The organism is Bradyrhizobium sp. Pha-3, assembly GCF_042258615.1.
Taxonomy (GTDB): domain Bacteria; phylum Pseudomonadota; class Alphaproteobacteria; order Rhizobiales; family Xanthobacteraceae; genus Bradyrhizobium.
Genome location: NZ_CP170152.1, coordinates 7,245,351 through 7,266,206 on the forward strand (window position 1 = coordinate 7,245,351; position 20,856 = coordinate 7,266,206).

The 20,856-nt window shown below is 59.0% G+C and carries 14 protein-coding genes, 5 pseudogenes and 1 riboswitch; of the genes and pseudogenes, 9 read left to right on the forward strand and 10 right to left on the reverse strand.

Going from position 1 to position 20,856, the window contains the following annotated elements; all coding sequences use genetic code 11:
• The first annotated feature begins 3 nt into the window (after positions 1 to 3).
• Positions 4 to 837, forward strand: a complete 834-nt coding sequence (locus tag ACE10Z_RS34035) for a universal stress protein (RefSeq protein ID WP_375784701.1) — start codon at positions 4 to 6, stop codon at positions 835 to 837.
• Here ACE10Z_RS34035 and ACE10Z_RS34040 read toward each other — a convergent pair.
• The gene (locus ACE10Z_RS34040) at positions 809 to 1,207 is read right to left on the reverse strand and encodes a hypothetical protein (protein WP_375784702.1); all 399 of its coding nucleotides are present in this window, start codon (positions 1,205 to 1,207) and stop codon (positions 809 to 811) included. The genes ACE10Z_RS34035 and ACE10Z_RS34040 overlap by 29 nt on opposite strands.
• A 204-nt stretch (positions 1,208 to 1,411) precedes the next feature.
• Here ACE10Z_RS34040 and ACE10Z_RS34045 point away from each other — a divergent pair, with 204 nt between their 5' ends.
• From ACE10Z_RS34045 to hemN, 3 genes are all read left to right on the forward strand, one after another.
• Positions 1,412 to 2,095 carry a helix-turn-helix domain-containing protein gene (locus tag ACE10Z_RS34045; protein ID WP_375784703.1) on the forward strand — a complete coding sequence of 228 codons (684 nt, stop codon included), beginning with the start codon at positions 1,412 to 1,414 and terminating at the stop codon, positions 2,093 to 2,095.
• A 161-nt stretch (positions 2,096 to 2,256) separates the two neighbouring features.
• Entirely contained in the window at positions 2,257 to 2,856 is a 600-nt protein-coding gene (locus ACE10Z_RS34050; protein WP_375784704.1) for a hemerythrin domain-containing protein, read from the forward strand.
• A 515-nt stretch (positions 2,857 to 3,371) separates the two neighbouring features.
• Positions 3,372 to 4,724, forward strand: coding sequence for an oxygen-independent coproporphyrinogen III oxidase (gene hemN, locus ACE10Z_RS34055; protein WP_375784705.1), 1,353 nt, complete (start codon positions 3,372 to 3,374; stop codon positions 4,722 to 4,724).
• A gap of 759 nt (positions 4,725 to 5,483) precedes the next feature.
• Here the strand turns inward: hemN and metE are convergent.
• Complete coding sequence (gene metE, locus ACE10Z_RS34060) at positions 5,484 to 7,823, reverse strand: 5-methyltetrahydropteroyltriglutamate--homocysteine S-methyltransferase (protein ID WP_375784706.1); 2,340 nt, start codon at positions 7,821 to 7,823, stop codon at positions 5,484 to 5,486.
• 100 nt (positions 7,824 to 7,923) lie between these two features.
• A riboswitch (cobalamin riboswitch) is annotated at positions 7,924 to 8,127 on the reverse strand.
• A gap of 1,364 nt (positions 8,128 to 9,491) precedes the next feature.
• On the opposite strand from metE, the gene ACE10Z_RS34065 reads away from it, so the two are divergent.
• The 3 genes from ACE10Z_RS34065 (at position 9,492) to ACE10Z_RS34075 (ending at position 12,547) form a co-directional block, all read left to right on the forward strand.
• Positions 9,492 to 10,340: a nodulate formation efficiency C protein gene (locus tag ACE10Z_RS34065; protein ID WP_375784707.1), complete on the forward strand. Its 849-nt coding sequence runs from the start codon at positions 9,492 to 9,494 to the stop codon at positions 10,338 to 10,340.
• Between the two features lie 661 nt (positions 10,341 to 11,001).
• Positions 11,002 to 11,799: a thermonuclease family protein gene (locus tag ACE10Z_RS34070; protein ID WP_375784708.1), complete on the forward strand. Its 798-nt coding sequence runs from the start codon at positions 11,002 to 11,004 to the stop codon at positions 11,797 to 11,799.
• Between the two features lie 7 nt (positions 11,800 to 11,806).
• Positions 11,807 to 12,547, forward strand: coding sequence for a carbonic anhydrase (locus ACE10Z_RS34075; RefSeq protein ID WP_375784709.1), 741 nt, complete (start codon positions 11,807 to 11,809; stop codon positions 12,545 to 12,547).
• Positions 12,548 to 13,048: 501 nt separating this feature from the next.
• On the opposite strand, the pseudogene ACE10Z_RS34080 reads toward ACE10Z_RS34075, so the two are convergent.
• From ACE10Z_RS34080 to ACE10Z_RS34110, 7 genes and pseudogenes are all read right to left on the reverse strand, one after another.
• A pseudogene (locus tag ACE10Z_RS34080) lies at positions 13,049 to 13,215 on the reverse strand (IS5/IS1182 family transposase); the annotation flags it as partial.
• Between the two features lie 27 nt (positions 13,216 to 13,242).
• Entirely contained in the window at positions 13,243 to 13,836 is a 594-nt protein-coding gene (locus ACE10Z_RS34085; RefSeq protein WP_375784710.1) for a hypothetical protein, read from the reverse strand.
• A gap of 465 nt (positions 13,837 to 14,301) precedes the next feature.
• Positions 14,302 to 15,066 carry an amidohydrolase family protein gene (locus tag ACE10Z_RS34090; protein ID WP_375784711.1) on the reverse strand — a complete coding sequence of 255 codons (765 nt, stop codon included), beginning with the start codon at positions 15,064 to 15,066 and terminating at the stop codon, positions 14,302 to 14,304.
• Between the two features lie 360 nt (positions 15,067 to 15,426).
• Positions 15,427 to 15,591 (reverse strand): annotated as a pseudogene (locus ACE10Z_RS34095) (IS630 family transposase); the annotation flags it as partial.
• A 4-nt stretch (positions 15,592 to 15,595) separates the two neighbouring features.
• Positions 15,596 to 15,682 (reverse strand): annotated as a pseudogene (locus ACE10Z_RS34100) (gamma-glutamyltransferase); the annotation flags it as partial.
• A 533-nt stretch (positions 15,683 to 16,215) separates the two neighbouring features.
• Positions 16,216 to 16,416: a hypothetical protein gene (locus tag ACE10Z_RS34105; protein WP_375784712.1), complete on the reverse strand. Its 201-nt coding sequence runs from the start codon at positions 16,414 to 16,416 to the stop codon at positions 16,216 to 16,218.
• A gap of 118 nt (positions 16,417 to 16,534) precedes the next feature.
• Positions 16,535 to 16,816: pseudogene (locus ACE10Z_RS34110) on the reverse strand (integration host factor subunit beta); the annotation flags it as partial.
• Between the two features lie 1,480 nt (positions 16,817 to 18,296).
• Here ACE10Z_RS34110 and ACE10Z_RS34115 point away from each other — a divergent pair.
• Both ACE10Z_RS34115 and ACE10Z_RS34120 read left to right on the forward strand, forming a co-directional pair.
• A complete protein-coding gene (locus tag ACE10Z_RS34115) occupies positions 18,297 to 19,412 on the forward strand; it encodes a branched-chain amino acid ABC transporter substrate-binding protein (RefSeq protein ID WP_375784713.1) in 1,116 nt (371 codons plus the stop codon).
• A 58-nt stretch (positions 19,413 to 19,470) separates the two neighbouring features.
• On the forward strand, positions 19,471 to 19,707 hold the full coding sequence (locus ACE10Z_RS34120; RefSeq protein WP_375784714.1) for a hypothetical protein: 237 nt from the start codon (positions 19,471 to 19,473) through the stop codon (positions 19,705 to 19,707).
• A gap of 894 nt (positions 19,708 to 20,601) precedes the next feature.
• Here the strand turns inward: ACE10Z_RS34120 and ACE10Z_RS34125 are convergent.
• Positions 20,602 to 20,794 (reverse strand): annotated as a pseudogene (locus tag ACE10Z_RS34125) (8-amino-7-oxononanoate synthase); the annotation flags it as partial.
• Positions 20,795 to 20,856: the final 62 nt, after the last annotated feature.

The window sequence follows — 20,856 nt, forward strand, 5'->3', positions numbered from 1 at the left end:
GCAATGTTCGGGACCATATTGGTCCATCTTCCCACGGAGCTTCCGGTGCGGGCTACGGTGAACGGTGCGATTTCCTTCGCACTGAGCACGGGCGCGCATCTTGACGTGGTGGCGATCGGCTACGAGAGGACCATTCTTCCGCTCGTTGGGCTCAGCGGGACGGCAGTCACCTCGGTCTTCGAAGTCGAGCAGGCGCGTGCGTTCGAGCGAGCCGAAGCGGTACTTCATGTCTTTGATCTGCAAGCAAAGAACGCAGGCATTTCCTACACGAGCCGCCCGCTGAGTGCGGTTCCTGCCGAGGCGCGCCGAATCATCTGCGCGAGCGCGCGGGTCCACGACATGACCATCGTCACACAGCCTCAGAGCGGCTATGACAGCTACGATAACGCTATTCCCAGGAAGATCCTTTTCCAAGCTGGCAGGCCCGTCCTGTACCTGCCATACACCTTCCACGGGGCTTTTTCGACCAGACGAATCGGGATTTGTTGGGACGGCAGCCGCCGTGCGGCCCGTGCATTGCACGACGCGATGCCACTGCTGCGCAAAGCCGACGCGCTCACCATCATCGCGATCACCGCTCCGGACAGGGTGCGGGGAGAAAGTTCCACCGATCATTTGGGACAGTACCTTGCAAGGTCAGGGCTTGCTGCAAAGGTCGTGTCGCTCCCAGCATCCTGGTCCGCGCAGCGCGCCCTCCTTTCGCTTGCAGCGGAGGAAAGCCTCGACCTGCTAGTGATGAGCGGATACGGCCACTGTCGGTTGCAGGAAAGGTTGCTCCGCCGCATCTCGGGGGACATGCTTCGTGCAATCACCATCCCGGTTCTGATGTCGCATTGAGAGCAAGAATTGTACGGACGACATGCCGCCAGATCCTGGATGCGGTCTGAACGCCGTCGCGATCGGCGCAATGGCGACGCCAGCCGATCAGCAACAGAACCGCCGCCTCGCGGACAGTCTCTTTACCGACCAACCGACGATGCCCGAGTTCAGCTTCAGGCCAGGCCAGGTCGCGATTTCCTCCGGCTTCTGAAATCCTGGAGAGCAAGCCCGGCTGTTGAGCCAGGTCAACATGTCGCGCAAGCCGAGTTCTATGATCCACTCTCCCAATCAGGATCCCACAGGCGCCGATCAGATCATGACCAAGCACGTCGTCCGTGCTCCGCGCAAATCGATCCGGGATGCTGCCAATGTCTGCTGCCACCAGCATGCAGCCTCCGATCCGAAGCGGCTTAGCCTGCTTCAAGCGTGTTTGAGCAACCAAGGGGCCGTGCCGCACTCATTCAAGACGCCCTCCTCACAGGACTTACGTGTAAATACTTAGGGGTTTTTACTTAGGGGAAACATCCAAGTTTCCCGGTTCGTTACGAGCGACCAATCTGCGACCATCGACGTTCGCAAGATTGAGTTCGCCATGTGCGCCCAGGCCACCAGTTTTCACGAGATCAGCCGTCATCCGACTAACGTGGTGCGTGGGAAAGCTTGTAGCCACGGACCGTTTGGTATGGTTGCCACACCGATGCGCTTCACTCTCAACAGCGAGATCTACGGCGAGAACGAGGCAGCCGAATACCTATATCAGGTGGTGTCGGGTGCGGTACGGACCTACAAGATTCTGCACGATGGACGTCGTCAGATCGGCGCATTCTACCTGCCTGGTGACATCTTCGGCTTCGAGGCCGGAGAAGGCCATATCTCTTCGGCCGAGGCGATCTGTGAGACGCACCTGCTAATGGTGCAGCGCACCGCCCTCATTGTTCGCGCCAGTCACGAGAGGGAACTCACGCGACAGCTGTGGGAGGCGATGGCGCTCGAGCTCCATCGCCTTCAGGAACATCTGATGCTCTTGATCAGCAGCGCTGAAGAACGGGTCGTGACTTTCTTGCTCGATATGTCTCGTCGCGCTACGAACAACGGTGCCATCGAACTCCCGATGTCACGGCGGGATGTTGCCGATTACCTTGGTTTGACGATCGAAACGGTGTCGCGCACCTTTAAACAGCTTGAGCAGAATGGCGTGATCGCCCTGCAGACCTCACGCCGAGTCGAGTTGCGTCACGACAGATTGCCCAGCTGTTTTTTGCAGAACCTGGGCTAAGTTGGTTTGCGCAAGTGCAAGCACCGCCGTGAAATACGCTACTTCTGTGCGCCGAATAGCGAGGACAGATTGCTGCGAGTGAACGACACCGAAATTCGGCGATCTAGCACGAATGGAAGAATCACATCTAAAATTCGATTGTTCCTCCATGGAGCACGGCAATGATCATCGATTCTTTGCTTCGAGAGCATCGCAACATTGATCTGCTTCTGGTCGCCCTCCAACGTGAATTGGAGATCTTTGAGCAGGGGATCCGTCCTGACTACGAGGTCATTCGCGCGATCATCAGCTACTTCGAGGTTTACCCGGAGGTGTACCATCATCCCCAGGAAGACTTGATCTTTTCCAAGCTCAAGACTCGCGACCCGGATGCGGCTGCACTCGTTGGCGATCTCGCGCATGAACACCAGGAAGTCGTTGACCGTTTGCACCGATTCGCTCACGCTATTGATGGCGTCCTCGCGGATCGTGAAATCCTTCGGCAAGACGTCGGCAACATCGTACGCGACTTTATAATATGCGAGCGCCACCATATAATGTGGGAAGAACGAGATTTCTTCCCCGCCGCCCTTAAGGCTCTATCGGCTCAGGATTGGACCGAAATCGCTTCCGCCGTCACCGATCATGGGGATCCGCTATTCAGCGAGACAGCGGAAGCGATATCCGATGTGCTGAGAGCGCACATTCTAGAATTGGAGCAAGAAGCTGAAGCCGAACGGAGCTCGGTCGCATGTTTGTCCGCAATGGCGGCAACCCGCTAAATGGCACCGAGACGGATGGCCCGTATTGATCCCAGGCGTGTCATGAGAAGAATCCGCTTATGCTCATCGTGTTGAAATGAAGGTGGCGATGCTCGCCCGGCGCACGCTGCCTGCACGGCCAGGACGGCTTCTGCGCTCGATGATCGCCTCCTTCGGCCACCGGTCGCATACGGTATGGCCGGACCCGGAGCTCGGGGGCCGGCAGGTTCTATAATGTGACCGTCCGCACACAGTTGGCAGTATGGCTCGGCCTACGCCGCATTGATATCGCGCGAAACCGGTGCCTCGCACGTCCGCTGACCGATAAGGACGGACAATTGCGGCCGCGCGGAGCCCGGCGCGTGACCGCTTCATCGCGGTCCAAAGTGCGATGTATACGCCGCGGGCATGCTCTACCAGTTTCGATTACAGAGTCACCATGGCCATCAGCAACGCGGATATTTTGAGCCAGCGCAAAGCTTATATGCCGCGTGTCCGGTAATCGGTCGAGCGAGGAAGAAAGGCAAGGCATCCGAATGCGACCGGACTTGGCACAATCCTACGGGCAGCACCGGCTGCCGCGCTATACCAGCTATCCGACCGCCCCGCATTTCTCAGCGTCAGTTTGCGAATCCGACTACCAAACGTGGCTCAGGTCGTTGGGCGCCCGGCAATCCGCTTCAATCTACGTGCACGTGCCATTTTGTCGAAACATGTGCTGGTGTTGTGGTTGCCACACATCTGTCACGACACGCCACGAGCCGATCGCGATCTATGTAGCGGGACTGCGCACTGAAGCCTACCTTGTCGCAGAAACCGTCGGTCAACGACAGCCGATCTCTCACATTCACTTCGGGGGCGGCACCCCGACGATCATGACACCCGAAACGTTTGCTGATCTGGTCGGTTCGTTGCGCTATTGCTTCGCTGTCCTGCCTGATGCCGAGATCGCCGTAGAGATCGACCCACGCATGTTGAGCGAGCCGATGGCCGAGGCGCTAGGCTATTGCGGGGTTAACCGGGCGAGCCTTGGTGTCCAGAGCTTCGATCCAGTTGTTCAGCGGACCATCAATCGTGTGCAGAGCTTCGCGGAGACCGCGACTTCGGTCGATCGGTTGCGCCGCGCCGGCGTCGGCCGGATCAGTTTCGACTTGCTCTATGGCCTGCCCCAGCAGACGGTCTCTTCGTGCCTGGACACCGTCGCCAAATGCCTCGAGCTGCATCCGGACCGGTTTTCGGCCTATGGTTACGCGCACATTCCTTCCTTCAAGAAGCATCAACGCAAGATCGATGAATCCACTCTGCCCGACAGTGTCGAGCGGCACCTCCAATCCGAAACGATCGCGGAAGCTTTGGTTGATGCTGGATACGTACGCGTCGGCATCGATCACTTCGCCCTGCCGGACGACAATCTCGCCCAGGCAAGGCAGGAAGGCAGGTTGAGGCGCAATTTCCAGGGCTATACTGACGATTGCGCGGAAGCCCTCATTGGTCTGGGCGCCAGCGCCATCGGCCGCATGGGACAGGGGTTTGTCGCGAACGCTGTCTCGACAAAGGACTACCTCGCACGCATCACCGAGGATCGGCTCGCCACCGCGAAGGGCTATTTACTGACGGGCGACGATCGCTTCCGCGCCGAGATCATCGAGCGAATCATGTGCGACATGGCAGTCGATCTCTCCGAGATCTCCCGTCGTCACGGCAGGGATCCGAGGTTGGCCGTCGCCGATCATGCTCGGTTCGACAGCCTTATCGCAGATGGCGTCGTGGTCATTGACGATGGTCGGCTTTCCGTAGCCGATGGCGCAGAGTTCCTGGTCCGGAGCGTCGCAGCGGCGTTCGACGCTCACCTTCCTCGGTCCCGAGCCACGCACAGTCGGGCGGTCTAAACCGACCAAGCCGAACCTAACCGGTTTCGGAATCCGAAATCGGCATCACCGAACCGGCCTATGCTTCGGGTTGACACCAATCGCACGACTGATGAGCATGTTGATCGGCATCCCGCTCCGGGTTTGCCTGCAAGCGTCGTTGTCACACCCTCTCCATCTGCCGCACAAAGATCTCAAACAGAGGTTGGAACGGGGACTTGACTATCTTTTGGAACCAATGAACCGCCTGAAGCAGAGCCTCTCAATGGCAAGGCGCTCATTGCATTGGTCACGACTATACGATCCTTGCAGTCGGCATTTTTCGTATAGTCTCGCTGAGCATATCATTTTGCGCGCAGGACCGCGCACCGCGTGCGCTTAGTGCCCGTCCATGCCGCGACCGCCCGGCAGCCGCCCCAGCCTTGCTTGACCGGCAAAGCGTTGCGAAAGTGCCGATCAGCGACAAACTTTGGTGTAGATTTCTAATCCTCGGCGATATCGGCCGCATACCACGGCATAATTGAGCTGCGTTGAGCTTGTGCTTTAACTGGGCTCAGATTTTCGGCGAATGTCCTCGCCGTGATCGAGCCATCGGCTGCCCTCCCTCTGCCGGTGGAAGTTCGGCGCGATGCGTAGCAGCATCGCTCCTCCCAGACTAGACTTCCGCCCGGCCGCTAGTGGCGGCCGGGCTTTTTTGTGCTCATCAAGATTCCTCGGGATTATCGAGAGCTCAAATGGCCCGCAAGCGGATCCACTTTCTCGACGAAAGACCAGGCTGGATCAGCGGCCTACTGGATCGGATGCAGCGCGCAATTCGCGGGCAGCAGCGACCATATTGACCAGCGCCGGGCGAACCTCCTCCCATTTGCGCGTCTTCAGGCCACAGTCAGGATTGATCCAGAGTTGCGAATCCTGCAGCCGCTTGCGAGCCAACGCCATGAGCTCCTTCATCTCGCCCGTCTCGGGAACGCGTGGAGAATGGATGTCGTACACGCCTGGCCCGATTTGATTTGGATATTTGTAGCTCCTGAACGCGTCAAGCAGTTCCATTTTCGAGCGCGAAGTCTCGATCGAGATGACATCCGCGTCCATTGCAGCAATCGCATCGATGATATCGTTGAACTCCGAGTAGCACATATGGGTATGGATCTGGGTTTGATCGGCGACGCCCGATGAGCAGATGCGGAAGCAATCGCCGGCCCATTCGAGATAAGCCGGCCATTCCGATCGACGCGATGGTAATCCTTCGCGCAGGGCAGCTTCGTCGATCTGGATCATGGTCGCACCAGCATTCTCGAGATCGCCGACTTCGTCTCGGATCGCGAGCGCAATTTGACGGCAGACCTCGCTTCGGGGAATATCGTCGCGAACAAACGACCAGTTCAAGATCGTTACCGGTCCGGTCAACATCGCCTTCATCGGTTTCTTGGTTAGAGATTGCGCGTAACGCCACCAGTCTACGGTAATCGGCTGCGGCCGTGAGACATCGCCAAACAGGATCGGCGGCCGGACACAGCGCGAGCCATAGGATTGCACCCAACCGTTCTTGGTGAATGCGAAGCCGGCGAGTTGTTCGCCGAAGTACTGCACCATGTCATTGCGCTCGAACTCGCCATGCACGAGCACGTCCAGACCGATGTCCTCCTGCCAACGCACGGCGCGCGCCGTCTCTTCCTTGAGAAACTTGTCGTATTGCTCGTCGCTCATCGAGCCTCGCGCATGCGCCGCACGGGCATTACGGACAGCAGCGGTTTGCGGAAACGACCCGATCGTCGTGGTAGGAAACGCCGGTAGTCCGAAGCGCTTGCGTTGGATTTCGGCACGACTGGCAAATGGGCTGGCGCGCCCGCGCTTGGTCTGGTTGATCGCTCCGAGCCGGACGGCGACATTGGCATCACGGATCTTCGGCGAAGTGCGGCGGATGGACGCGGCACGCTCGGACTCCGCAAGAGCTTTCGCAACATTCTGGTCGCCTGCGAGTGCCCGCGCCAAGGTCGCAAGCTCGCGCATCTTCTGAACCGAGAAAGCAAGCCAGCTCTTAACGTCGGAAGCAAGCTCTGTCTCGAGTTCGACATCGACCGGCACATGAAGCAGCGAGCAGGATGGAGCGATCTGGACGCGGTTCTTGCCGAGCTTCGCAATTGCGGGATCCAGCCGCTGGCGGAGCGCCGACAAGTTCGACCGCCACACGTTGCGGCCGTCTATGACGCCGAGCGACATGACGAGATCATTCCGGCTGCCAGCAATGATCTTGTCCAATAACCGTGGCGCGCGAACCAGATCGACGTGCAGCCCGGCAATAGGCAGGCGCAAGGCGGTGTCCAGATTGTCGCGGAGGTCGCCGAAATAGCTCGCTACCATGATCTTGATGGCCGGCCCCTCCTTTGCGAGCCGGTCATAGGCATGGAGCAAGGATTTTCGCGAGCTCTCATCCAGATCGAGGACGAGGCAGGGCTCGTCGAACTGAACCCAGTTTGCCCCGCGTTTAGCCAATTCCTGCAAAACCTTGATATAGACCGGTATCAGGTCATCCAGCAGTGACAGAGGCTGGAAGGCAGGATCCGCACTCTTGCCGAGCTTTAAGAACGTGACCGGCCCGATCAGGACAGGGCGGGTCTGAAAGCCAAGTGCCTTGGCGTCCTCATACTCTTCGATAGGCTTACGACAGGACAGCCTGAAAGTCTGTCCACGGTTCAATTCCGGGACCATGTAGTGGTAGTTGGTGTCGAACCACTTGGTCATCTCCTGCGCGGGTGCGCCATAGGATCCGTGACCGCAACTCGCATCCTGCCCGTTGCATTGTGAACCGCGTGCCATGGCGAAGTAAGTCTTGAGCGAAACGGATTCGGCTTTCGGCGCGTAAATTTCCGGGATGGCTCCAACCATGACACTGGTGTCGAGCACCTGATCATACAGCGAGAAATCGTTCGACGGAATGACAGTGACACCGAGGGATGTCTGTCGAGCCCAGTTCGCAGCACGCAGGCCGGCTGCGTCCTCGAGCAACTGCTGTTCGCTGATTCTTCCGGCCCAGTAGCTTTCGAGCGCGAGTTTTAGCTCGCGCCTTGGACCGATGCGCGGCGTTCCGAGCGTAGCAACCGGAAGCGAGAGAAGAGACATAGCGTTAACCCCATATTGGGGGCAAAGGCCATGGCGGACGCAGGCAGGCAAGTCGCGCGAGCGACGGCTGCTTGGCGCACCACCGGGGCACCCCGCCCGTGGACGAATATATTGCCGGGGCAGGTCTCCTGGCTCGCGGGTCATCGCCGCTGTCCGGCCTTCCCGAAGCCGCGCAGGCTTCAGTGACTCTGTTGGACAGCGGCTCTCCGCTCACAGTTGCGGGGGCAGCGCCGGCATTGGCACCGGCTTCCCTCTTAGCTCTGGATCAAGTGGGACCTGGAGAACCTCGACGGCTTGGATTATCGGCAAGAGAACTATTCCGTCAACCTCTCAAATTAATGCCGTGGCCTCTCTTATGCGAAAGATGGTCCACCTTCACCATTGATCTCGATTTAGACGCCGTCTGCAATCACGAATATCCCAATGACCATATCGGATGGTGCGTCGACGTGAAGCCGCGCGTCAGATCCGAGCAAGAGACAAATGCGGCCCGCGCGATGAGGGCCATTACAGACGGTCTTCATGTGAGTCAGCTACGGTTCATCAAGAACGCTGCCCTGCGTCCGGCTTCTCCACCAACAATCAAGGATCGCTGTTAGCAAGACATATGCGGAACTCCAACAGCATACTCAGCGGGCATATTGTCTTACGATGCCAGCCAATTCCGGTAGGCGTCACGCGGGTCTTTTTGGGCGATACTGCCTGAGCAAGCATATCGAACCTCCTCAACGAGAACAGAGAGGCCCGCAATGAAAATGGCTGTTTGGAGTACCCTCGGCGTCTTTGCGGTTTGCGTCTTTACGGTTGGCCTGTTCGGATGGATGGTAAGGCCGTTCATGAGTCAACCCGTTAGACAGATACTTTCAAAACTATTGAGCAGCTCAAGCCGACGCTAGCCCGGCTCGGACGCCCCCACCCGCTTTACGAATATCGACACGGCGTGGAAGCGCACTCCTCCAATCATGAATAGCGACGACTCGTCGATGACCGACGGGCCGATAACGTGCCCTCGCGCGTGCGCAGCGCGAACGCCACCTCTCGTCCGCCTGCTCGAGGGGTGGACTTCCTTGGCGTCTATTCCAGATGCCCGGCGCTGAAAAGCGACTTCGCGCGTTGTGGGTCGTAGACGGCCAAGCGCCAAGCCGCCGCAGCGGACGCCTTGGCTGCAAGTGCCCAAAGGCATGGCGGGGATCGAACGCCGACGTTGCCGCAACGACACCGACCCAAACGGTTCAATGGCCGCAAACCCCAACTGTCGCCCGGAACCTCACGGGTTCGCCTGCGCGGCCGAAGATTCGGTGCGTGACAGGGATGAATCATGGAAGTCGCGGCGGATAGGCTGAATGGAAACATCAATACGTGCGCAAGTCGGAAAGCCAACAAGGACGACACAAATATGGTGCGAACTGCCACCTATTTACCTGGCACGAAGAATGCAGACCGTCGACCTGTCCAGGCTTCTCCACCTGGGCAGGTCCAGCATCGCAACTTGAGGCTTTGGCTGGCCATCGAGGTTGGCGGCGCGTGGCATGGAGGGGACAGCGCCTGCTCACGTGGGACACCGGCGGGCGCCCGCGTCACGTCGCCGCCAACTTCTTGCGATCGCGCATAGCGCGTTGCTCCGCTTTGGAATTGACGTGTGGATGAAAACCAGATGGGCCGGCGGTTATGAAGAAAATAGCTGGAAGACGCGTGCTTTTGTTCTGTCTCGGTCGATCACTGATCTGCCTGGCCGGGCTGGTTGCGACGAGCAACAATGTTCGCGGCAACGACAACGCCCTTGTCGAACGAGTCAAGTCAATGTGGCGAGCACAGGACGGTGACACGATAGAACACATTATCTCCAAGGTCTCGAAGGTGGCGAAGTTCGTTCCTCAAACGTGGGGAGTCGCTGAAGGAATTGACCGAACTGAATACGTTTATCTTTCATGGACCAGGCACCGGAACAATAAATCAGACGAACAGTACGTTATTGCCTGGAAGATCGCAGTCGATGGGACGATCAGACTTGCATCGACGTATGCAAAGGCGATTGAATTGGGCTGGCGCGCGTTGGCGCTCTCGTTGATCGCCATTGAAATCACAGATGGCGAAAAGGACGCAAATCTTCCGTTTCTGCATGATCCGGCCAACTACAACTTCGTGACGACTGCGCAAGGCAAGCTCGGCAATCTTCTGCGCCACGGGCGCTGCAATATCATTGAACCCGTTGGGGTGGATTACGTGCCAAAGCCCAATGACAAGCCGGCTGAGAAAGGTGACCTGTGGCGCGTTTTTCTTTTGGTGAACTGCAACATCCCAGGGCCCCGTTATTTTACCCATAACGGGGTCATCACCTTCGAGAAGAGCGAGGGACAAGATTGGGCGCCGCAATCCTTCTTTGCCAAGCGTATCGCAGGCTTTCCTCCTGGCGCTTGGTTCGATCGTATAGAACCAAATGAATGGGAAGCATTGAAGAAGGCGCGGAAGGCCTCGGCAGATGGTCGCACAGAGCAAGGTCGCGCTGCCGCTCCTTGACGTTGGGCGCGCCGGAGCAGCGGCAAAACGCATGCGCTCTGAAAGTTGACGTGTCGGTTACGTCTCCGCAATGGACCGCGAGCCTGCCTTGCAGCTTTCAGCCCGTCGCGGGAAACCTCAAGCAGCACTGCTCTCGGCTCGGTCCGCGAGGGAACGACCCGTGACCAGGCGGCCGCGTGCCAACCTATGAGAGCCGGTTTTGACCCTCGCCATACGCATGCAGTGAGAGGAAGCCAATCATCTGCGACGTGACCAGCTTGCCGTACCATTGTTCACGGAACCTGGCCTAGAGAGATGCTTGGGACCCAAGTCCCGATCAGGCGTGCGCGCAGCGCATTGCGCGACTGTTGGCCCCCATAGGAGCGTGAGCATAAGCGACGCCGAAGGCGGGACGGGGCAATGATAACGACGCCGGCATACTCCGTGACGGCGAGCCCCTTTTTCCGAGGTTTGGCTTCCTCCCCCATGCTTAGCTTCGCCGAACTCGCGGGTCGAGCGCGATCTATTGGGCACCCACTGAGAGAGACCGTCGAGGCCGGAAGCATGCCGCAGCACGCAAACCGGAAGAAATCGCTTGAACCTCACCTTGCGTCAGGACGTAGGGTGGAATCCACGACGAAGCTTTCGGAAAGCAAACGCGGGATGATGCAGCACAGGCCAAATGACGGACATCGTGAAATCAAGCAGTCGAATGTGGTCTGAGCGGATGGACCAAGGGCGAAGGGTTGCCGGGATGAAATACCGCATGATGATGGCCTCATTGCTCGCTATCATCGCATCCCCGGTTTGCGCGGCGAAACTCAGCGGTCCTCCGCGCATCGTCGACGGCAATACGATCGAGATCGAGCAAACCAAAATTAGGCTCTCGGGCATCGACGCGCCAGAGACCGATCAGATTTGCCTCGACGCCCATGGCCAGAAATGGGCTTGCGGCGTAGCTGCTCGCGATGCGCTTATCAAGCATTCGAACGGACGAACGTGGGATTGTCACACCACAGGGGTAGACGAGTACGGCAGGTCATTCGGGCGCTGCTTCATCGCAGGCGAGGACGTGAACGCGTGGATGGTAAGCTCGGGCTGGGCACTATCATCGGTTCGAGATACCCATACCTACGTTGTCTATGAGGTTGTGGCGAGCAATGCCTATGCGGGCCTATGGTCGGGGGCGTTCATCACGCCTTGGGACTGGCGTCACCGCAACAAGGGGACGATCATTATTGGCGCGAGCTCGGTACCGATCGATGCTCAGGAACTCCTGCTCGGATCCGCTTTGCTATCAGACCCGCCCTCACCCGACTGCCTGATAAAGGGCACCGTGGGCCGCAAGGGCGAGCGCATTTATCATTTGCCCGAGCAACTCGGTTACGGACAAATCGATATGACGAAGAAGCTGGATGATCGCTGGCTTTGCAGCGAAGCAGAGGCCGAAGCCACGGGGTGGCGTAAATCCGCGCGATGAGTGACACATGCATCCAGACCGTTCCCCGAACATGTCTTATCCGATGACGATCGTGCCCTCGCGCCGCTCGCTGTTGCTATTCGCTGTTTCGGCGGTTGGCATGCGGCTTGGCGACCTTGTTGACGCGAAGGAAGCAAAAGGGCCGCCCAAGCCGGACAACCTGCTTTCGCCTGATGCTGCGCTGAAGCGGCTATTGGAAGGTAATGACCGCTATGTCCAGGGCGCATCGCGAGGCGGCGATTTCAGAGGCGAGCGCCAGGTCTTGGTCGACGGGCAAAATCCATATGCGGCGGTTCTGAGCTGCGCCGATTCTCGCATAGCGCCCGAACTTGCCTTCGACAGCGGACTTGGTGATCTGTTTGTCTGCCGCCTCGCCGGCAATTTTGCCAACGATGACACGATCGCCAGTATGGAATATGCGGTCGCCGTTCTGAACACGCCGTTGATCATGGTACTCGGTCACGATCATTGCGGCGCGATAGACGCCGCGATCAAGTCGCTCAACGACGACAAGCCGCCGCCGGGGCGTATTCCATCCCTCGTCGCGGCGCTTGCGCCTGCGGTAAAGGAATCTCGCCAGCAACCAGGTGATACGTTCGCCAATGCGACCCGGCAAAACGTCGTCGATAACGTGAATAAACTCAAATCGGCGGGTCCGATCCTGAACGCGGCAGTTGGACAGAACAGACTGAAGGTGGTCGGGGGTCTGTATCGGCTCGACACCGGCAGGGTCGATCTGCTGAGCTGACGCTGGCACCTTCGCGCGGGCGCCCAGCCGCATGCAGGCCCACCAGGGCTTCTTGAGCCCCGCGAAATTCGCTCGTCCGTCGGCTGTAGATCCAATCCACAATTGTCGTACAGCTTCGGGATAAGCTTTGATATGCGCGGGCTCGTAGTCCTCCTCCTATTCTTCGTACTTATGTTGGCAACGCGCGGCCATCACCAAGATAAATTCGCGCCGCGACCGACAGCGTCTATGCCTCCCCGCTAATGCCTGAGCCAACAGCGTTGACTGAACTGCAGAGCGCGCTGCGAGGCATGTCGGGGTCTGCACTCGGTCTCCAGGACACGCGATATTCTCGCCGGCTCATCCGCTATGACATCGACACAGACCGTCCCGTTTATGATCACCCGGCTCAGCCAGGGCTGAAGATCAGATAGAGCAGGATTGCGACCACAACAGCTGTCCAGCCGGCTGATGTGAGGAAAACTGTTACTCGCGTCGGCATCGGAGGGCAATTCCCGCTCGTTTGGTCGTCTGGCCGCCGCGCGAACGCCCGACGGCCTGATTTTGAGCCCCTCTCTTGCGCCGCTGGCGTGCCGGCGCGGTACGAAGGTCGAATCGACGATCAGGTACTCAAAGTTCGGATCGTCCGTCAACGCTTCGAACATGCGCAACCAGATACCTAGCCTTGTTGCGACGGTTTAGCCATGCCCAGAGTCTCATCCTTGCCGCGTAAGCCTGACGAACCCTCCTTCAGCTAGTTCGGCTTTGTACAGCTTGCCGTCGAGCGCGATAGTTGTTGGGTGGTCAGGGACAGGCATGTGATCCGTGTCGCGCAGCTTCTCGATCAGGGCCAGCGACGCCCACTGCTCCCGCGGCGGGACACCGTGAACGCGGGTCTCCCGGAAGAATGCTCCGAAATCTGGCGCCCCCTGCGGCCCCTCGCCAATTCTCTGGTCCTCCAAAGGATGGTGGATGAGACGAGTGCCGCTGGTCGGGTCTTGCGTGGCCGTGTAGCGGTGCCCCCGGATCTCGTAGGTCATCGTCGGCTGGTCCGCGTCCGGCAGGAGACCGTGGTGGGACAGTCTCTCGATCATTCGTTGCGGGACGGGCTGAGAACCATGGGAAAAGCTCTGGGGAGCCGCCCATGAGACATCATATGTTTCCTCAGGTGGAGCCGATGATGATGGCCCCGCTTCGTTTGCCCTTGCTTCATCCATGACCTGACGAAGGAAATCATCATCCGCTTGATTCCAGGCGTACTCACCGGGAGACCTTGACGACCCGGCACCGTCAGTTCGGTTGAAATCCATGCAACTCTCCTATCTTGCCTTGGGAACATGGTCTCTTGCAGATCCGCCCGATGCGGTAGCCCAGGTCCGTGACCCAGAGACCAGATTTCACGCTAGTAAGGCTGACTGTCCAGAAGCTGACGAGTTTCAGGAAAATAGCTGTGCCAGCTCGCATGCCGTGGCCTGCCGGCTCTACGCGCTGATGGAGATCTCCATCATATTCGGATACAGGAGCGGCGGCGGCTGTCCGCGTTCGCGAGCTTCTCCCTCAACCTTGCTTTTCTGGCCTCGAGCCGCATCTCTGATCATTCAGCAGAGATGGAAGCTTCGCGTCGATAAAGGATGAGCTTCCGCGTATCGAACGTAGACCTGGAAAGCTGTCGGCGACCATCAAAGCCGGCGGGACGATCGAAGCCGTCGCCGAGGACATGAAACGTCAGTCGTGAATGGCGGATGACAGCGCGCGGAATAACGCCGATACAGGTCTTAGTTGCGGAAACCGTAGAGGGCAGCAGGGGTCGCGCTAAGGATCCGTCCTCTTGCGTCGTCGTCTGGGACGATTTCCTCAAGCCAGTCCAAGGTCTGTGCATAGGTTGGCGCATAGGCGTGCGCTGCCGTCACGTGCGGCCACTGCGACCCCCAGAGCAGCTGTTCCGGCCCGAGCCTCTTCAGCAGCCGCCCCGCCGCTGCCTTGGCCCAACCATCCGCGACACGTCCGATCCCCGACAGTTTCACCCACACCTCGGCGCCTTCAGCGAGGGCCAGAAGTCGCTCCAATCGAGGGTCCCAGATCGGATCGCGAGTGCCGTCCGCGAGTCCGAAGTCTCGGAACACCAGGCGATGGCCGTCGGCCAGCAGCGACTCCGCGAGGCCCTCTCGTCCTTCGACCCCGCCGGACACCTCCAGGTGGAAGCCCAATTGAAGCGCAGCCTCGAAGGACTCAGCCAGCGGATCACGATCATCAAGGGTTACCGCCAAACCCACGACGCCCGATCGGGCCCACCCCTCCATGACCGAAGGCGCCAACGATTGCACAAGGGGCGGAACCAGTCGTACCGGCATTTGGGCCCGGCTCGCCTGGGTAAAGAGCTCCATAGGGTCGCCGTGCAGGAAACTGGGTTGGACCAGCACCAGCCCGGTGATCGCGCAGCCGCGCGCCGCGCTTTCCAACCGTCCCAAGGTGCCGTCGATGACGGTTGTTGCCCGCCGGACCTCTTGGCGGAAGGCGTGAACCTCGCAGTCGATCCTCATGGCTCACTCTCCCAAAGCGCAGCCGGGAGAGCGCCGGCTGGGCTGCAGTGCATTCGAAATCACAACTCATTGACGGCTGTCCGGCGGCCGCGGACACTCGCGAGCTTCTGCTTGGCACGCGGCGGACGACGTCCCGCTGCGCGTCCAGCTCGAAGCGCTCACCCTCCATGAACGCGCCGGTAGAGCCGCGCTCGAGGTGGATTACCCGCGCGCCGTTGTAGTACTAGCTCGCTGTAGGTGTTCATTTGGTCATTGGCTCAGGATTTCAAGCCTTCGCTCGTTTCCCTTAGCGCGTACGAGGAACAGGGACAATGGAGCCGAATGAAGCAGATCAAACCTTCGTACGTTTCGGACGAAGGTACGCGCGATACGGCGTCGGATTTGGAAACCATGTCGATGGACCTTTTTCTTGGTCCGGACGATGGGCTCGGCTTTGTCGTTGTACGGCGTTGACGTCGTCATCGATGTGTTTCTGAAGCTTCTTGTGAAGGAGGTGGCACTAAGCGACTGCCCGGCGACAACTGAGTTCGTTCAGCAGCACGCCGGTCTTGGTCGCCGTCACCTTGGCACCGAACCGGTCGTTCAGGGTGTAGGTGACCGACACCGCGTTACCGTCGCCTTTCGATCGGCGCGCGAAGTGGGCGATGACGGCAGTATCTGCTGATGTTCCGGCGAAGTGCTCGCCGCCAGTCACGTACAGGCCCGCCGTCAGGAGAGCGGAGCAGACGACTTTACGTGCGACTCATGAGCATCTTCCTAGCGCGTTCCAACTGTCCGGTTACATGCCGACGGCAAGCATATCCTATGCCAGGCACCTCATAAGGTCGGCTTAGGTATCGTCGCGCTGCAGATCCTGAGTTCGGCACGAGAGAAGACCGGCAACTTCGATCCCGTCCGTCTTGTCCGCTATCCAACTAGCAACGGCGCTCCGGCACCCGGGACGCTCTCTATGAAAGTTTCCAGGTTGGCATGTTGGCCGAAGGCGCCGGGAAGCGGAGATGCGCAGTGATACTGCGGATTGGCCGCGACTGCACCTGTCAACTGGACGAAAGGTGCGTTTCGCGCGACGCGAAATCGCGAGCAAAGACGCCGCGGCCCTTCTGTTAAACACACCGATGCAAGCGCCGATCGGGTGCGTGACCACGGAAGCTACCACCTGCAGGACGATTGCAGCTCGTGGCGTTTCCGACGCAAAAACGCGCGCTCGATGACCAGCTCGGTGTGCCGCGGCCGCTCAAATGGCAAAGGAAAGTCGTTGACAACACCTGCCGGCCTCGCGCTCATGACGATGATCCGATCGGCCGGCAGCAGCGCTTCCTCAGTGTCATGAGTGACGAACACGGTTGTCATCGTCCGGATATCGCGCAGCACCTCTTGCATCGAGGTACGCCTCTGAGCATTCTTCAGTCGACGCTGGCTGCGGCAAACCGTCGTCAGCTGACCTCGGTGAGGATATCGCCTTCTTTGTCGGATCGCGCTTCAGGCGCTCGCGTATTTCCTTGCCGGCCTTGAAGAACGGAAGACGCTTTTGGTCAACCTGCATATGTTTCCCGGTCCGCGGATTGTGGCCGATGCGGGCCCGCCGAAGCTTGACCGAAAATACTCCGAAGCCACGCAACTCGACCCGGTCGCCGCGAGCGAGCGCGTCGACGATTTCGTCCAGGATTGCGCCTACGATTTTTTCGACGTCGCGCGGATAGAGATGCGCGTTGCGGTCGGCGATGCGCTGAACGAGCTCGGACCTGATCATCGACGACGATGTCCACCATATTTCTTGCGAGAGGCCATATCCTCGAAAGCATCGACAACTGTCAAGCATGGCAGGTTTATGGCAGCACGGATCAAGAGCGGTATCGCGCGATCAAAAGACCGGGCTTTGCCGGCGGAACCCGAGTTCATTTCAGTTCGCCCGACATACTCCGGCGCTCTGTCTTTGCTGCATTCGGCGAAATAAAGTGCGTAAGAGAGGCGACGTGGGGAGCGCGGCCAAGGCGGGAGCTTGCGACGTCCAACGCCAACGTTCCGACCTTCCGCGCCGCGACACCAAAGGAAGAGGCCCCAACGGCATATCCAAATCGAAATGATTGTGGATTTGACAGCATAGCAGCCCATACGTTCAGCGCCTTGTTTTGGCTTCTCCCTGACGCCAGCTGGGGCCCAATGGCGATACCGCTTCTCCTCTCGCTCGCGGGCGAAACGCATCATCAAACGTCGAAGCGGCGCGACACTTCGGCTAGCGCAGTCCGGTTGAGATCGTGACCATGACATCCGCCCAGCTGGTGGACTCGGGTTCGACAGGTCTCCATCTGTCGCTGCTTGTTGGTATGATCGACGGGATTGACTTAGTTGATCAGCGTGTGTTCCAGCGGTCCGACATGCCATTGGCACTGCGAACAACTCGATATGCCGTGTCTCTCCGCGAACACTTCCGCCTCTTAATGTTGGCGCTAGCTGAAGCGCGCGGGGTGGCGTAGTAAGCAAGTCACCGCCGATGATCTGAGGCTGATTGCAAATGGGCCACGCAAGCGTGGATCCTGCATGCTTGCAACTGCAAGCCTCCCCCACACGTCGCAGACGGGCTGATCCTCTTCGGATGGTCCAACATCGCCTCCAATGTCACTCGCACTCATCGTGTTCGATCGGCCGCAGATGCCAACCAATCGATCGATGGCAGCTGCGTCGGAATTGACGGCTGGTCCTTTGGGCCAACTGTTGTTTGCATTTGGTATCCAGGCGCGGGCGTCGCTGCGGCGAGCTCTGTACGCTACGGACTGAGCTATTTCTTTCATAAACGCCTGATTCAGCTAGTCTCTATCCAAGATAACGCTGTGCGTTGACCTGGCGGCCCGGGATAAGATTGGTCATGTGCCACGAACATGAGACGGGACGAACGCGTTGTACGTTACCGTTACTCGTTCATACAGCTCTCGCTTTGCGCATGACGCCTTGGCTCGTCGCTCTGCTGGAAGGACATCGGCAAATATCCATGCACCGTTTTCGGGTATGAGCTGCCTGCCGATAGCTCTGCGAACCGTTCTGTGTTTAGGCGGCGCGGACCATTTCTCACCAAGTGCAGCGGCTCCTGCTCGCTTATGGAAGTGCATTCGAAGGGGATTTGATGCGCGACCATGACTTTATCTCCGGCTGCTTTCTGGCACTGACCGCTGCCGGGCTCGTTTTGCTCTGCTCGAGCTTGCTCGCCGCTGCGTTCACCCTGTGAGGATCATCCCATGAAATCGTTCAAGCTGATCGGCTTTGCACTTGGAGCATCGATGCTGTCCGGCACGGCATTGGCGGAGGATATCACCATCGCCGTCGCCGGACCGATAACTGGAGGTGAGTCCGCCTTCGGGCGGCAGATGAAGAACGGCGCCGAGATGGCGGTTGAGCAAATCAACGCTTCCGGTGGCGTGCTTGGCAAGAAGCTCGCCCTCGACGTCGAGGACGATGCCTGTGATCCCAAGCAGGCGCGATCGGTAGCGGAAAAGGTGGCCGCCGCCAAGATCCCATTCGTGGCTGGGCACTTTTGCTCGTCGTCATCGATCCCGGCATCGGAAGCCTATGCCGACGGCGGCGTGCTGCAGATCACTCCGGCTTCCACAAACCCACTATTCACCGAGCGCAAACTATGGAACGTGGCACGCGTCTGCGGCCGCGACGACCAGCAGGGCCAGGTGGCTGCCCGGTACATCACGAAGTACTTCAACGGCAAGAAGATCGCCATTCTCAATGACAAGACCACTTATGGTAAGGGGCTTGCCGACGAGACGAAGAAGGCCCTCAATAAGGCTGGCGTCATCGAGAAGATGAACGAGTCCTATAACAAGGGCGACAAGGATTTCAATGCGATTGTCTCACGCTTGAAGCGCGACAATATCGACCTCGTCTATGTCGGCGGCTACCACCAGGAAGCGGGGCTTATCCTGCGCCAGATGCGCGATCAGGGCCTGAAGACCGTACTGATGTCGGGTGACGCGTTGGCTGACAAGGAATATGCCTCGATCACCGGCGCGGCTGGAGCAGGTACGCTCTTCACCTTCGGGCCCGACCCACGCAGGAAACCGACGGCGGCTGCGATCGTCGATAAATTCAGGGCCAGGAATATCGATCCCGAAGGCTACACGCTATACACCTACGCTGCGGTGCAGGTCTGGATGCAAGCCGCAACCAAAGTCGGCACCACCGATCCAAAGAAGGTGATGGACACGATCAAAGCGGGCTCTTGGGACACGGTGATCGGCAAACTGGATTACGATGCCAAGGGTGACATCAAGCAGATCGACTATGTCGTTTATAAGTGGGACGCCACGGGCGGCTATAGCGAGACTAACCCGAGCGCCTTCTGACGCATCTTAGTCCGCCCCGTCAAAAGGGGCGTGTTCCCGGGGAGGTAGGCAGCGATCAATGCCGATCGATCGGTTGCTCCAAGGCAGCAAGCTACGGCCTGAAGAAATTGAACGTCTGAGGTCGGCCTATACACGGACCCTGCGCTCGCTTTACCTGATCGATCGTGACGACCCTATCGCGGAAATCGTCGCAAGGAAGATTATCGAGATCGGCGCAAGCGGGGGTGGCGATCCAACGGAGATATCAAGGCTCGCCATTGAGGAGCTTGGCATCCGCAGACCGCCATCGGTCTAAAGCGAGCATCGCGTACATGCGCGGATGGTCGGATCTCTCCTCCCGATCCATGCACAACACTTGGCCCCAACGCGGGCAGTCGGAGATTGTTAGACTGGCCTGATGCAGATGTTTGAACAGTCGGCTGAATGAATCGGCCTGTTCGAGGGACCGCAGTCCCACATGCGACCGCTAGTGGCTGAGTTTTCGGCCTTCGCGGCGCGCGACACGCATCGCTTTTGCCTATCGACCCAGGAAGAGTTCGCCCGGAAATGCCGCGGCCCCGCCCCTATAGAAGGGCGGGGCCGCTCCCCTCCCCCCCCGGGGCGCCGCGCTGCGGATCACAACGGCAATGGTCTAACGCCCGTCTTCTGTCGATTCATCTTTCGGTACGCGGCTGAGCCGCCTCACCTGCATTGCGGCTTTCGGCTCTCGGCATTTTCCGCGACATTGCGCAAGACGAGCGCCGAAAGCTGCGCAACCAGCCGTTTGAGACGCACTATTTCTTGCCTGCACTGCGCCAATTCGCGCTGTTCATCTGTCATTACCGGTACTTCATAGTGGTTCCCAGCCGCATGATTCATGCTGAGCCTCTATCCGAACCAGGTGAGCGCGAACGACGGCTCGAGCTCCTCCCTGTTCAGGATAGTAATGGCAAATCGGCATTTTTTCACCAGCAAACACTGTACGTAACGAGCAAATTATGTCGTCGCCTCCGCCTGGTGTGTCGTTCTGGCTACAGATCGGAGCGTCTCGCACCAAACCTTGCTTGTGTCACGGACGCGAGTTCGCGCTTTGGCTCTTCAAGCCCCCCACGGATAGTCACACGGAATCTCCTTGATGGCCTTCGTGGTCGGCACGTGCCATGCCAACTTCGCCTCGCGAACAAACACCTGTCCCGCTCCCGCGCGGCGATGCCATCAACGGAGCGGGTGTGGCGGCGAAGACGAATGGACGGCACCGATTGACCAAGAAATCGTGCAACACACGCGTGGTCGTGAGAGCGCGCCGGCAGCGCGCCCCGCGCCTTTTCGCAGATGTGCACCACCAAGAGGTTTTCGCGCCCTTCAAATGATGCGGCGTGCCCGCGTCCCTGTTCGCCGCAAATGCTTCTGCGGCAGAGCCTCCAACCAAAAAATATGGCGCGCAATGTTCCGCAAGCAGTCACGC